We start from the raw sequence: 13,676 nt of genomic DNA, 5'->3' as shown, positions 1-13,676 counted from the left end.
GGTCCGGGCGGCAGTTGGCCCGCCCGGGGCGAGCCTACGCCCGTCGTTCTTGTGCCGCTCCGTCCAGGTACGCCCAGCGGCTGGGGCTCAAAGGCCCAGGGTCAGGATCACCAGCGACGTCGTGGCGGCCGTCTCGGCCAGGGCGCCGAAGACGTCGCCCGTGACGCCGCCGAAGCGGGAGACGCAGCGGCGGGAGAGGAGTTCGGCGGCTCCACATCCCAGTACGACGGCGATCGCGGCCTGGAGGGAGAGTGCGGCGCACAGTGCCACCACCACCGCCCCGGCGATCAGCGCCGCCCGCCGTGACACCGTCTCCGCGACCGCCGCGCCGAGGCCCTCCGGGCGGGCGGCCGGGACGCCGGTGCGGGAGGCGAAGGTCAGGGCGAGGCGCGCGGTCACCGCGGAGACGGTCGCGGCGAGGGCGCCGCGCCACCACGACTGGCCGAACTGGTCGGCCAGGACGGCGACTTGGGCCAGCAGTGCCAGGACGAGCGTGACGACGCCGAAGGGGCCGATGTCCGACTGCTTCATGATCCGCAGCGCGTCATCGGCGGGCTTTCCGCTGCCCAGGCCGTCGGCGACGTCCGCGAGTCCGTCGAGGTGCAGTCCGCGGGTGAGTGCCGCGGGTGCCGCGGTGGCGGCGACGGCGGCGAGGAGGGCGTTCGCCCCGAGGAAGGTCAGAGCCACGCCGGTCGCGGCCGCGAGGAGGCCGACGGCCAGTCCGGCGAGCGGTGCGCACAGCATCCCGACCCGTGCGGCCGCCCGATCCCAGCGGGTGACCTTCACCCGGAAGACGGTGAGCGTCCCGAACGCGAAACGTATGCCGTCAGGCAGAGAGGCGGGTGAGCTGATTTCGGCCACCGGTGGAGGTTACCTGCACCGGGGCGGGGGCCGTCCGTGTCGGTACGCGGCACCGGGGTGCCGCCTTGCCCACCCTGCCGCCCAAGGCGGCAGATTGCCCAAGGCGCCACGGCAGCCGGAGCCGCCCACATCAAGCCCCTGCGGCGATTGAGCAGCGGGGTCCGGGGCGGAGACCCGTGGCGTGGGGGCGGTCGGCCTAGGCGGGCCGCTCCGTGGCGGCAGCTTCCGGCAGCTCCGCCGCCAGCGCGGCCGCGGCCTGCACCAACGGAAGCGCGAGAAGCGCCCCCGCCCCACCACCCACCCGGACGTCCTGGTCCAGGAGAACGTCCATGGCCATCCGGTCCAGCGCCTTCGCCTGCGCCGGTTCGCCGGAGGCATGCGCGGCCAGCCACCAGTCCGGCGCCCGGAACGCCACCCGCTGCCCCACGAGCGCGCAGGCCGCGGAGACCACACCGTCGAGAAGCACGGGCGTACGCCGCACCGCGCACTGGAGCAGGAACCCGGTCGCCGCCGCGAGATCCGCGCCGCCCACCGTGGCGAGGAGCTGGAGCTGGTCGCCGAGGACGGGGCGGGCCCGCCGCAGCGCGTCCCGGATCGCCGCGCACTTGCGCATCCAGGCGAGGTCGTCGATGGGCTCGCCACCGCGCCCGGTGACGACGGACGCGTCCGTGCCGCACAGCGCCGCGATGAGCGTGGCCGCCGCCGTCGTACCGCCGACGCTGACGTCGCCGAGGACGACGAGATCCGTACCGGAGTCGACCTCCTCGTCGGCGACCGCCATGCCCGCGCGGAACGCCGCCTCCGCCTCTTCGAGGGTGAGCGCGTCCTCGGTGTCGATGCACCCCGAGCCGCGCCGCACGCGCCGGTCGTCGACGGACTTGGGCAGCTCGTCGGGCTCGCAGTCGAGGGAGACGTCGACGACCCGCACGCCGACGCCGAGCCGCCGCGCGAGCACCGCGCCCGCGGAGGCGCCCTCGACGACGTCCCGGACGAGGCCGGCCGCGCTGCCCGCCGCCCGCTTCGACACCTCGAGTCCGGCCACGCCGTGGTCGCCCGCGAAGAGCACCATGCGCGGCCGTGCCACCGGGCGTACGGGCACCGCGCCCTGGGCGGCGCTCAGCCACTCGCCCAGTTCGTCGAGGCGGCCGAGGGCGCCGGGGGGCACCGCGAAGCGGGCCCTGCGCTCCTCGGCATCGCGGCGGGTCCCGCCGTCGGGGCGCTCGATCAGATCGGTGAAGTCGTCGAGGTTCAGCGAGCTCATTCGTCGAACAGTACCGGCCGTCCCGGGACACCGATGGGTGCGTCCTTCCGGCGGACGGTGGCGACGGCCGGTGAGTCGCCTCCGGAGTGTCATGAACTGCTCGTAGATGATCGGGTGTGCCCAGTTTCGCGCCGAAGTGTCGCATATCGCGCGCTTGTTGAGGCACCGCAGACCATGACTGGAGGCCTCCCTTGACCGCCCCCGCCCCTGCTCCTGCCACCGTCCCGGCCTCCGCCACGCCCCAGGCCGTCGCCGAGCGCCGCCCCGCCTATCTCAGCGAACTCGCCCAGGGCACCGAACGCTTCCACGAGCCGCGCCGCCCCGACTGCCCCTGGTGCGGCAGCACCCGGCTGCGTACCCGCCTGCGCACCACCGACCTCCTCCAGCACAAGCCCGGCAGCTTCACCCTCGTCCAGTGCGGGTCCTGCGCCCACTCGTTCCAGAACCCCCGCCTCACACCCGAGGGCCTGGACTTCTACTACCGGGACTTCCGCGAGGGCCGCTACGCCGACCAGGCCGAGTGGATCTTCCGCGCGCGCACCTCCACCCGCCGCGACCGGTCGCGCGCCCGCGCCCTCGCCGCGTTCATCGAACCGGAGAGCTGGCTCGACATCGGCACCGGCCAGGGCCACTTCCCCGCGACCGCCCAAGAGGTCCTGCCGTACACGGCCTTCGACGGACTCGACAGCGGCGAAGGCGTCGAGGAGGGCCGCAGAGCGGGCCGCGTCGAGCGTGCCTTTCAGGGCCAGCTCACCGATCTCGCGCCCGAACTCCAGGGTGGCTACGACGCGTTGAGCATGTTCCATTACCTGGAGCACTCCCGCGATCCGCGCGAGGAGCTGAAGGCGGCGCGCCGCGTACTGCGCCCCGGCGGGCATCTGATGATCGAACTCCCCGATCCCGAGAGCCGCTTCGCGAAGCTGCTCGGCAAATGGTGGATCTCGTACTTCCAGCCGCAGCACCTGCACCTGATCCCGCTCGCCAACCTCCGCGCCGAACTGCGCGCCCTCGGCTACACGGTCGTCGCCGTCGACCGCAGAGAGCCCCACGTCCCGATGGACCTCGCGGCCGGCCTCGCCCTGTTCGCGGGCCGGCACCTGCCCGACGCCGACGACCCGTGGCGCACCAAGGCCCCCGGCGAGGCCAAGCGCATCCTCCGCAAGGCCCTGACGTACGCCGTCGCGCCCGCGTTCCTCGCCGCCTGCGCGGCCGACCGGCTGCTCGCGCCGCTCGCCCGCCGCACCCGCTTCTCCAACGCGTACCGGGTGATCGCGCGCCGCGACCCGGACGCGTAGAGACGCGCAGACCGGCGGATCCGGGTCAGCCGCGCAGCGCGAGCGGCTGGCCCGCGACGACGAGCAGCACGTGCTCGCACTCGGCCGCGAACGCCGCGTTCAGGCGGCCCAGTTCGTCCCGGTAGCGACGCCCCGACGCGGTCGCGGGCACGATCCCCGAACCCACCTCGTTCGAGACGGCGACGACGGTGCGCCGGGTGCGCCGAACGGCATCGACCAGCCCGGCCACCCGCTCCCGCAGCGCCTTCTCGCCGCCGCCCGCCCACTGGGCGTCGTCCCAGGCCCCCACCTCGTCCATCGCGTACGTCAGCCACAGCGACAGACAGTCGACGAGCAGCGGGGCGGAATCCTCCGGATCCTCAAGCAGCGGTACGAGGTCGCAGGTCTCCGCCGTCCGCCACGAGCCGGGCCGCCGGTCCCGGTGCACGGCCACCCGCTGCGCCCACTCCGTGTCCCCGCCGCGCGTCCCGCCGGTCGCCACGTACAGCACATCGGGGAACGCCTCCAGGCGCCGCTCGGCCTCCACCGACTTCCCGGACCGCGCGCCGCCGAGCACCAGTGTCCTGCGCGGCACATCGGGCACGTCCTCGTACGTGCCGACGTCCAGGGTCGTGCCGTCGGGCACGACCCGCGCGCCCGCGGCCGCGAGCCGCCGCGCGAGCTCCGGGCCCGGGAGGACGTCGTGGTCCAGATGGACGGCGAGGACATCGGTGGTCGGGCCGATCGCGCCCGCGGAGCGCAGCCGGGCGAGCGCGTCGGGACGGCCGACGACATCGGCGAGGACCATCTCGTACGGCGCCCGTGGCGCCCGTGTCTGCGGATCGTCGAACCCCGCGGGCGCGGTGCCCGGCGGCAGATAGAGCAGCCGCTCGCCCTCGGGCCCCGTCACCTCGTATCCGGTGCCCGGCGCGTCCAGGGCAAGCGCCCGCACCCGGTGCCCGCTCATGAGCGCCAGCTCCCGGCCGTCCGGCACCCGGCCGGGCTGCGGAAGCCCCGCGGGCACTTCGACCGCGGGCCCGTCGTGCGGATGCGAGAGCAGTACCTGCCGTACGCCGCCGAGGCTGTGCCCCGAACGGGCCGCGGCGAACGCGGCCCCCGGCGTCAGGTCGAGCAGCAGTGTCCCGTCGATCAGGACCGCCGTCGCGGCACGGGCGTTGCGGCCGAGCGCGGTCGCGCAGGCGGCGCAAGGGCAGTCGGGGCGGGGCAGCCCAGCGGGGCCGCCGGTGCCGAGCAGTGTCAGTTCCACAGGAAGATCCTCCCGCGCCCCCTTGATCGCCGCGCGCCCGGATAGGCTTCCGGGGACAGCGGCACAGCGGACGTCCGAGACCGGGAGGCTGGCATGGCGGCGTGGACGTGGCGGTTCGAGAAGTCCGACGGCACGGAGGTGCCTCCGGCGGTTCAGCCGGAGGAGTTCACTACGCAGGGGGATGCGGAGTCCTGGGTCGGTGAGTACTGGAAGCAGCTCGCGGACGGGGGCGCGGACCAGGTCACCCTCCGCGAGGACGACAAGGTCATCTACGGCCCGATGAGCCTCCACGCGGAGGGCTAGTCAAGTTCCGTGGGCGCTTGAGCCACTTAAGCCCCGTGGGTGCTTGAGCCATTCCAGCCTCTGCGGCGGGTGGGCACAGTCAAGCCCCGCCGGCGATTGAGGCGCGGGGTCTGGGGCAGAGCCCCGAGGCGTCACGACCGGCGCCGTGGTTGCGGCCCGGGGCTCCGCCCCGGACCCCGCTGCTCAATCGCCGCAGGGGCTTGGATGGCCCGCTGCTCAAACGCCGCAGGGGCTTGAATGGCCCGCTGCTCAATCGCCGCAGGGGCTTGAATGGCCCAGCTGGTCGATCGCCGCAGGGCTTGAAAACTGGCGCCGCAGCGGAGTTAACGGTTAGCCGCGGACTCCGCAGAGGTGGAAGAGAGCCGCCACCCGGCGGTACGGGTCGGAACGGCCCGCCCGCTCCTCCGCGGCGAGCAGCGTCTGGAGCTCCCCGTGCTCCGGCGCCCCCACGCCATCCGCCACCTGATCCGTGAAGACCCGCACCCCGTACCAGGCACGCAACGGCGCCCCGATCCCCGCGAGGGACTCCGTCAGCGCGTCGAGCCGGTCGGCCCTGACGTCGAGCCCGAGCCGGTTCGTGTACTTCGTCGACTCGAAGGCGCCGAGCGCGCCGATCCAGTCACCGGCGAGCCCCGGCCGCATCGCCAGCGCGTCCCCGTTGCGTACGACGAGGGAGAGCAGGCCGCCCGGCGCCAGCATCCGGGCCAGGCCCGCGAGCAGCGCGTCGGGATCCTCGACGTACATCAGGACGCCGTGGCAGAGCACGACGTCGAAACTGCCCGGCAGGAAGTGCACACCGGTGTCCATGCCGTTGCCCTGCACGAGACGGACCCGGTCACGCACCCCCGCGGGCTCCGCGGCGAGCGCCCGGCCCGCCACGGTGACCATCTCCGGGTCCTGCTCCACACCGGTCACCTTGTGCCCTGCGCGGGCCAGGCGCAGCGCCTGCGTTCCCTGGCCCATCCCCACGTCGAGCACCCGCAGCCGCTGACCGACGGGGAACCGCGCGGCCAGCTGCTCGTCGAGCTGCCGGGCCACGAGTTCCTGCCGCACGATGTTGCGCAGCCCGCCGAGCTTGTCCAGCCAGGAGTGCACCGCGTCGCCGGCGAAGGCCTCCGCGGCGTGCGAACTGTCCGTGCTCAGGGCCGCTCCCCGCGCTTGACCTGCGGCTTCGGCAGGCGCAGGCGCTTCATCTGGAGCGTGCGCATCAGCGCGTACGCGACGGCGCCCTTGCGGCGCTCGTTCGGGAACTTCTCCGCGAGGAGCTTCTTCAGACGGAAACCGGTCACGGCCGAGTCGACCACGATCGCGACGATCACGAACAGCCACAGCAGCAGCGCGATGTTCTGCAGCGAACCGACGCGGATCATGCTCAGGACGAGGATGACCACCGCCATTGGCAGGAAGTACTCGGCGATCGCGAAGCGCGAGTCGACGAAATCGCGCGCGTACTTGCGCACCGGACCCTTGTCACGGGCCGGCAGGTAACGCTCGTCGCCATTGGCCAGCGCCTCCCGCTGGCGCTGCATCGCGGTGCGGCGCTCGTCGCGGGAGCGGGTCCGGGCCTCCTTCGGTGACGTCTTGGTGTTGGCCACACTGCGGCGCGGCGTCTGGGACTCGCTGCGCTTCGGCGTGGGGCGGCCCTTGGGCGCCTGGGGGTCTCGGGGCTGCTTGGACATGGTCACCTTGGCCTGCGCGGCCTGGGCCTTGTCGTCCTTTGATCGGCTACGGAACACAATCGCCAGGGTACGTGGTGGTCATGCATCGACCACAGGGCTGTGGGGAACGATCCGGCAACGTCCCGCGTCCTCCGTCAGGGGTCAACTACTCCTTGCGCCGGAGCGGGGTCGGAAGCAGTCGTCCTTGGGGATGAGCGCATCCGTACCTGAACAGTGCGGTAATAGAGGCAGGACCCGTACTGTGGTTTCTGTCGCAGTGCTGGAGCTGGACCAACGCTGGATCTGTCAGAAGGGGGCGCGCGAAGCCCATGAGCGGTGTCATGAAGCGTATGGGGATGATCTTCCGCGCGAAGGCGAACAAGGCCCTTGACCGGGCCGAGGACCCGCGCGAGACCCTCGATTACTCGTACCAGAAGCAGCTGGAGCTGCTCCAGAAGGTACGCAGGGGGGTCGCGGATGTGGCGACGTCCCGCAAGCGGCTGGAGCTGCAGCTCGGTCAGCTCCAGTCCCAGTCCTCCAAGCTCGAGGACCAGGGCCGCAAGGCGCTCGCGCTCGGCCGGGAGGATCTGGCCCGCGAGGCGCTGTCCCGCCGTGCCGCGCTCCAGCAGCAGGTCACGGACCTGGAGACGCAGCACCAGACGTTGCAGGGCGAGGAGGAGAAGCTCACCCTTGCGGCCCAGCGGCTGCAGGCGAAGGTGGACGCCTTCCGCACCAAGAAGGAAACGATCAAGGCCACCTACACGGCGGCGCAGGCGCAGACCCGGATCGGCGAGGCGTTCTCCGGCATCTCCGAGGAGATGGGCGACGTCGGCATGGCGATCCAGCGTGCCGAGGACAAGACCGCGCAGCTCCAGGCGCGGGCCGGTGCCATCGACGAACTGCTCGCCTCCGGCGCGCTCGACGACTCGTCCGGCCTCGCCAAGGACGACATCCAGAGCGAGCTGGACCGGCTCTCCGGTGGTACGGATGTAGAGCTGGAGCTGCAACGGATGAAGGCGGAGCTGTCCGGTGGCTCGTCCTCGTCGCAGCAGGCGCTCGAGGGCGGACAGGAACAGGGTCAGCCTTCGCAGCAGCAGCCCCAGGACACCCCGCGCTTCGACAAGCAGTAGCAGGAGGCCGACATGATCGTCCGGATCATGGGGGAGGGCCAGGTGGAGTTGGCGGACGACCACTTCACCGAACTCAACAAGCTCGACGACGAGCTCCTCGCGGAGATGGAGAGTGGTGACGAGGCGGGCTTCCGCCGTACGCTCGCCGCTCTCCTGGACGCGGTCCGCCGTCTGGGCGCTCCGCTGCCGGACGATGCGCTGGAGCCGTCGGAGCTGATTCTTCCGGCGGCGGATGCGACGCTCTCCGAGGTCCGCGAGATGCTCAGCGACGACGGCCTGATCCCGGGCTAGCCCCACAATCAAGCCCCTGCGGCGATTGAGGCGCGGGGTCTGGGGCAGAGCCCCAGGGCGCGACCACGGCGCCGGTCGTGACGCCTCGGGGCTCCGCCCCGGACCCCGCTGATCAATCGCCGCAGGGGCTTGAATGGCCCACCCGCCGCCTTGGGTAATCAGCCAGGTCCCACCGGCAGGTGACGCGCTACCGTGAACCCGGTGAACCGCTTCGTACGGTGGGCCAGGACGTATCCGTTGGCCCTGGACGCCGCCCTCGCGCTCGGCGTGCTGCTCTGCATGGTCGCCGGATCCTTCGTCGACCCGCACGGCCCGGAGGGAACGTACGCCTGGGGCGCCAGAACCCCGGACGCGCTCAGCCTCGTCCTGATGCTGCTCGGTGCCGCCGCCCTCGTGTTCCGCCGCCGCGTCCCCTTCCCCGTACTCGCCGCGACCGCCACCGTCTCCGTCGTCGAACTGGTCACCGGCGACCCCCGCGCCCCCGTCGTGATGGCCGCGGTCGTCGCCCTCTTCACGGTCGCCGCCACCACGGACCGCCCCACCACCTGGCGCGTCGGCCTCGCCTCGATGGCGGTGCTGACCGGCGTCGCCATGTTCGCGGGCCCGCTGCCCTGGTACTCCCAGGAGAACCTGGCGATCTTCGCGTGGACCGGCATGGCCGCGGCCGCGGGCGACGCGGTCCGCTCCCGCCGCGCCTTCATCACCGCGATCAGGGAGCGCGCCGAACGCGCCGAACGCACCCGCGAGGAGGAGGCACGGCGCCGCGTCGCCGAGGAGCGGCTGCGGATCGCCCGCGATCTGCACGACGTCGTCGCCCACCACATCGCACTCGTCAACGTGCAGGCCGGCGTCGCCGCCCACGTCATGGACCGGCGCCCCGACCAGGCCAAGGAGGCCCTCGGTCACGTCCGCGAGGCCAGCCGCTCCGCGCTGGGCGAACTCCGCGCCACGGTCGGCCTGTTGAGGCAGACCGGGGATCCTGAGGCGCCCACCGAGCCCGCCCCCGGACTGGACCGGCTCGACGACCTCGTCGACACCTTCCGGCACGCCGGGCTGCCCGTCGAGGTGGCCCGCGCGAAGGACGCCCCCGCCCTGCCCGCCGCCGTCGACCTCGCGGCCTTCCGCGTCGTGCAGGAAGCGCTGACGAACGTACAGAAGCACGCGGGTCCCGAGGCCAGGGCCGAGGTCAGCGTCGTGCGCGTGGGACCGAACGTGGAGATCACCGTCCTCGACAACGGCCCCGGCGCCACGGCCGCGTACGGCGACCACCCCAGCGAACCGGACGAGCCCGGGGCGAACGGCGGCCACGGCCTCCTCGGCATGCGCGAACGCGTCACCGCGCTCCGCGGCGCCCTCACCGCGGGACCGCGCTACGGCGGCGGTTTCCGCGTCCATGCGATCCTTCCGACCAAGGCCCGCACCAGCGGCGCCGACCCCGCCGCAGGCACCAACACCCCCGAGGACGCCACCACATGACCAGCGTGACGATCAGGGTCCTCCTCGCCGACGACCAGGCCCTGCTGCGCAGCGCCTTCCGTGTGCTCGTGGACTCCGAGCCCGACATGGAGGTGGTGGGGGAGGCGTCCGACGGCGTCGAGGCCGTGCGGCTCGCCCGCTCGGAGCGCCCCGACGTCGTGCTCATGGACATCCGGATGCCCGGCACCGACGGCCTCGCCGCCACCCGCGAGATCAGCGCGGACCCGGAGCTCCGCGACGTACACGTCGTGATGCTGACGACGTTCGAGGTCGACGAGTACGTGGTGCAGTCGCTGCGGGCCGGTGCCTCCGGCTTCCTCGGCAAGGGCGCCGAGCCCGACGAACTGCTCGGCGCCGTGCGGATCGCGGCCGCGGGCGACGCCCTGCTCTCGCCGCTGGCGACCAAGGGTCTGATCGCCAAGTTCCTCGCGCAGGGGGACGGTTACGAGGAGGGCGCGCGCCCCACGGACGGCAGCGGCGCGCGGCTCGCCGCGCTCACCGGGCGCGAGCGCGAGGTCCTCGTCCAGGTCGCGGGCGGCCACTCCAACGACGAGATCGCCGAGCGCCTCGAGGTCAGCCCGCTCACCGTGAAGACCCACGTCAACCGCGCCATGGCCAAGCTGGGCGCCCGCGACCGCGCCCAACTCGTCGTCATCGCGTACGAATCGGGCCTGGTCCGTCCACGGGTGGAGTGACCCTGAGGGGCCGCGTACTACGGGCGCAGTAGGCGGCGGGCAAGAACGGGACCTGGGAGCGACGAATCGGGTCGTACGCATGACCGAGGGTGGACCATGGGCCCCTGACACCGCACCGGTTGTCATGGCACGGGCCTTCATCTTCCGCTCACGTCCCACGGAGACCCGACCCATGTCCTGGCTGTCGAAGTTCAGCCTCGCCCAGCGCGCCCTCATCGGGCTGATCTCGATCATCGCGATCGCGTTCGGTGCGATCGCGATCCCTCAGCTCAAGCAGCAGCTGCTGCCCTCGATCGAACTGCCCATGGTCTCCGTGATCGCCCCCTACCAGGGCGCGTCGCCGGACGTGGTGGAGAAGCAGGTCGTCGAGCCTCTCGAGAACTCCATCGACGCGGTCGACGGAATCACCGGCGTCACGTCGACGGCCAGCGAGGGCAACGCCCTGGTGATGGCCCAGTTCGACTACGGCCCCGACGGCAGCAAGCAGCTCGTCGCCGACGTCCAGCAGGCCGTCAACCGGGCCCGCGCCCAACTGCCCGAGGACGTCGACCCGCAGGTCGTCGCCGGTTCGACCGACGACATCCCGACCGTCGTGCTCGCCGTCACCTCGGACAAGGACCAGCAGGCGCTCGCCGACCAGCTCGACAAGTCCGTCGTGCCGACGCTGAAGGACATCGACGGCGTCTCCCAGGTCACCGTCGACGGCGTCCGCGACCTCCAGGTCGACATCACGCCCAGTGACCGGAAGATGGCCGCGGCCGGGGTGAACGCCCAGGCGCTCGGCGAGACCCTGAAGGCCGGCGGCGCCACCATGCCCGCGGGCTCGCTCGACGAGGCGGGCAAGAACCGCACGGTCCAGGTCGGCGGCGGCTTCACGTCCCTGAAGCAGATCCAGGACCTGATGATCACGGGTGAGGGCGTCAAGAAGCCCGTACGCCTCGGTGACATCGCCACGGTGAAGCAGCAGCCGTCCACGGCCGACTCGATCACCCGCACCGACGGCGAGCCCAGCCTCTCGCTCGCGGTCACCATGGACCAGGACGGCTCCGCCGTCGCCATCTCCAAGGCCGTCAAGGACAAGCTGCCGCAGCTGAAGGACGACCTCGGCGCCGGCGCCGAGGTCACCGTCGTCAGCGACCAGGGCCCGGCCGTGTCGAAGTCCATCTCGGGCCTGACCACGGAGGGCGCGCTCGGCCTGCTCTTCGCGGTCATCGTGATCCTGATCTTCCTGGCCTCGCTGCGCTCGACGCTCGTGACGGCGGTCTCCATCCCGCTGTCCGTGCTCCTCGCGCTGATCGTCCTGTGGACCGGCGACCTGTCGCTCAACATGCTCACGCTCGGCGCGCTGACCATCGCGATCGGCCGCGTCGTCGACGACTCGATCGTCGTCCTGGAGAACATCAAGCGCCATCTCGGCTACGGCGAGGAACGTCAGGAGGCCATCCTCAAGGCGGTCCGCGAGGTCGCCGGAGCGGTCACCTCCTCCACCCTCACCACGGTGGCGGTCTTCCTCCCCATCGGCCTGGTCGGCGGCATGGTGGGCGAGCTGTTCGGCTCGTTCTCCATCACGGTGACGGCGGCGCTCCTCGCGTCCCTGCTCGTGTCGTTGACGGTCGTCCCGGTCCTCTCCTACTGGTTCCTGCGCCCGCCCAAGGCGGCCCGCGGCGTCGACCCGGAGGAGGCCCGGCGCCTGGCCGAGGAGAAGGAGGCGCGCTCCTGGCTGCAGCGGATCTACGTTCCCGTGCTGCGCTTCGCGACGCGTCGCCGGTTCACGAGCCTGCTCATCGCGGTGGTCGTGCTCGTCGGCACGTTCGGCATGGCGCCGATGCTCAAGACGAACTTCTTCGACCAGGGCGACCAGGAAGTCCTCTCCATCAAGCAGGAGTTGAAGCCCGGCACCAGCCTGTCGGCGACCGACACCGCCACGAAGAAGATCGAGAAGATGCTCGCGGGCATCGACGAGATCGAGGACTACCAGGTCACCATCGGCTCCTCCGGTTTCATGGCGGCCTTCGGCGGCGGCACCGACACCAACCAGGCGTCGTACCAGGTGAAGCTGAAGGACAGCTCGACGTACGAGGCGACGCAGAAGCGCATCGAGCGCGGGCTCGGACAGCTCTCCGGCGTGGGTACGACGACGCTCGGGGCCGGTGGCGGCTTCGGCAGCCAGGACCTGTCCGTGGTCGTGAAGGCCGCCGACGGCGACACGCTCGACAAGGCCTCCGAGCAGGTCCGCGACGCGGTCGCCGGGCTCGACGGGGTCACCGACGTCACCAGCGACCTGTCGCAGTCGGTGCCGCGGATCTCGGTGAAGGGCAACGCGAAGGCGGCCGCCGCCGGGTTCAACGACACGACGCTCGGCGCCGCCGTCACCCAGTCGGTGCGCGGGACCACCAGCGGCAAGGTGACGATCGACGACACCGAGCGCGACATCGTCGTGAAGTCGGCGAAGCCGGCCACCACGATGGCCGAGCTGAAGAAGCTGCCGATGGGCCCGGGTGGCATCACGCTCGGCGACATCGCCACGGTGAAGACCGTCGACGGTCCGGTCTCGATGACCCGGATCGACGGCGCCCGCGCGGCGACGATCACGGCGAAGCCGGACGGCGACAACACGGGCGCGGTCAGCGCCGACCTCCAGACGAAGATCAACAAGCTGGACCTGCCGAAGGGCGCCACGGCGACCATCGGCGGCGTCAGCGAGGACCAGGACGACGCGTTCAAGAACCTGGGCCTGGCGATGCTCGCGGCGATCGCGATCGTCTTCATGCTCCTGGTGGCGACGTTCCGTTCGCTGGCCCAGCCGCTGATCCTGCTGGTCTCGATCCCGTTCGCGGCGACCGGCGCGATCGGTCTGCTGGTCGCGACCGGCACGGCGATGGGTGTCCCGGCGATGATCGGCATGCTGATGCTGATCGGCATCGTGGTGACCAACGCGATCGTCCTCATCGACCTGATCAACCAGTACCGGAGTCAGGGGCTCGGTGTGGTCGAGGCGGTCGTCGAGGGCGGCCGGCACCGGCTGCGCCCGATCCTGATGACGGCCCTGGCGACGATCTTCGCCCTGCTCCCGATGGCGCTCGGCGTCACCGGCGAGGGCGGCTTCATCGCGCAGCCACTGGCCGTGGTCGTGATCGGCGGGCTGATCTCGTCGACGCTGCTGACGCTGCTTCTCGTCCCGACGCTGTACGCGATGCTGGAGCTTCGCAAGGAGCGGCGGGCGGCGAAGCGGTCGGCGAAGCGCGGCGACGGTGTCCCGCCCCAGTCCCCGGCCCCCGAACCGGAGCCGGCGAACGTGTGACCAGATCGAGCCCCTGCGGCGCGTGAGCCATTCAAGCCCGCCTTGGGCGATCTGCGGCCTGGGGCGGGTGGGCCATTCAAGCCCCGCCGGCGATTGAGGCGCGGGGTCCGGGGCAGAGCCCCGAGGCCGCAACGCCGGAGGGGCGTGACGGAGCGGGGC

Annotated in this window: 12 protein-coding genes; 7 read left to right on the top strand and 5 right to left on the bottom strand. The window is 72.0% G+C overall.

From position 1 onward, the window contains the following. Positions 1-87: 87 nt before the first annotated feature. Both ACWD2L_RS36715 and ACWD2L_RS36710 read right to left on the bottom strand, forming a co-directional pair. On the bottom strand, positions 88-861 hold the full coding sequence (locus ACWD2L_RS36715) for an adenosylcobinamide-GDP ribazoletransferase (protein WP_351342095.1): 774 nt from the start codon (positions 859-861) through the stop codon (positions 88-90). Between the two features lie 196 nt (positions 862-1,057). Further along, the gene (locus tag ACWD2L_RS36710; RefSeq protein WP_351342093.1) at positions 1,058-2,122 is read right to left on the bottom strand and encodes a nicotinate-nucleotide--dimethylbenzimidazole phosphoribosyltransferase; all 1,065 of its coding nucleotides are present in this window, start codon (positions 2,120-2,122) and stop codon (positions 1,058-1,060) included. Positions 2,123-2,313: 191 nt separating this feature from the next. Between ACWD2L_RS36710 and ACWD2L_RS36705 the strand changes: the two genes are divergently transcribed. Then, a complete protein-coding gene (locus tag ACWD2L_RS36705; protein ID WP_351342091.1) occupies positions 2,314-3,417 on the top strand; it encodes a class I SAM-dependent methyltransferase in 1,104 nt (367 codons plus the stop codon). A gap of 25 nt (positions 3,418-3,442) precedes the next feature. Here ACWD2L_RS36705 and ACWD2L_RS36700 read toward each other — a convergent pair whose 3' ends face one another. Next, positions 3,443-4,663: a bifunctional adenosylcobinamide kinase/adenosylcobinamide-phosphate guanylyltransferase gene (locus ACWD2L_RS36700; protein WP_351342090.1), complete on the bottom strand. Its 1,221-nt coding sequence runs from the start codon at positions 4,661-4,663 to the stop codon at positions 3,443-3,445. A 93-nt stretch (positions 4,664-4,756) separates the two neighbouring features. On the opposite strand from ACWD2L_RS36700, the gene ACWD2L_RS36695 reads away from it, so the two are divergent. Then, complete coding sequence (locus ACWD2L_RS36695; RefSeq protein WP_351342088.1) at positions 4,757-4,966, top strand: hypothetical protein; 210 nt, start codon at positions 4,757-4,759, stop codon at positions 4,964-4,966. Positions 4,967-5,296: 330 nt separating this feature from the next. Here ACWD2L_RS36695 and ACWD2L_RS36690 read toward each other — a convergent pair whose 3' ends face one another. Continuing rightward, positions 5,297-6,004: a class I SAM-dependent methyltransferase gene (locus tag ACWD2L_RS36690; RefSeq protein WP_351345459.1), complete on the bottom strand. Its 708-nt coding sequence runs from the start codon at positions 6,002-6,004 to the stop codon at positions 5,297-5,299. A 101-nt stretch (positions 6,005-6,105) separates the two neighbouring features. Further along, positions 6,106-6,702: a DUF3043 domain-containing protein gene (locus ACWD2L_RS36685; RefSeq protein WP_351345453.1), complete on the bottom strand. Its 597-nt coding sequence runs from the start codon at positions 6,700-6,702 to the stop codon at positions 6,106-6,108. Between the two features lie 251 nt (positions 6,703-6,953). On the opposite strand from ACWD2L_RS36685, the gene ACWD2L_RS36680 reads away from it, so the two are divergent. From ACWD2L_RS36680 to ACWD2L_RS36660, 5 genes are all read left to right on the top strand, one after another. Further along, positions 6,954-7,754, top strand: a complete 801-nt coding sequence (locus ACWD2L_RS36680; protein ID WP_351345450.1) for a PspA/IM30 family protein — start codon at positions 6,954-6,956, stop codon at positions 7,752-7,754. A 12-nt stretch (positions 7,755-7,766) separates the two neighbouring features. Next, a complete protein-coding gene (gene pspAA, locus ACWD2L_RS36675) occupies positions 7,767-8,045 on the top strand; it encodes a PspA-associated protein PspAA (RefSeq protein ID WP_351345447.1) in 279 nt (92 codons plus the stop codon). A 201-nt stretch (positions 8,046-8,246) separates the two neighbouring features. After that, a complete protein-coding gene (locus tag ACWD2L_RS36670; protein ID WP_351345444.1) occupies positions 8,247-9,521 on the top strand; it encodes a sensor histidine kinase in 1,275 nt (424 codons plus the stop codon). A gap of 5 nt (positions 9,522-9,526) precedes the next feature. Further along, positions 9,527-10,216 (top strand): response regulator transcription factor, encoded by a 690-nt coding sequence (locus ACWD2L_RS36665; RefSeq protein ID WP_351345456.1) that lies wholly within the window; start codon positions 9,527-9,529, stop codon positions 10,214-10,216. 172 nt (positions 10,217-10,388) lie between these two features. Then, complete coding sequence (locus ACWD2L_RS36660; RefSeq protein ID WP_351345441.1) at positions 10,389-13,517, top strand: efflux RND transporter permease subunit; 3,129 nt, start codon at positions 10,389-10,391, stop codon at positions 13,515-13,517. Positions 13,518-13,676: the final 159 nt, after the last annotated feature.

Source organism: Streptomyces sp. NPDC002754 (assembly GCF_053592315.1).
The sequence above is the reverse complement of the archived record's forward strand: the minus strand, read 5'-3'. Positions and strand labels throughout refer to the sequence as shown.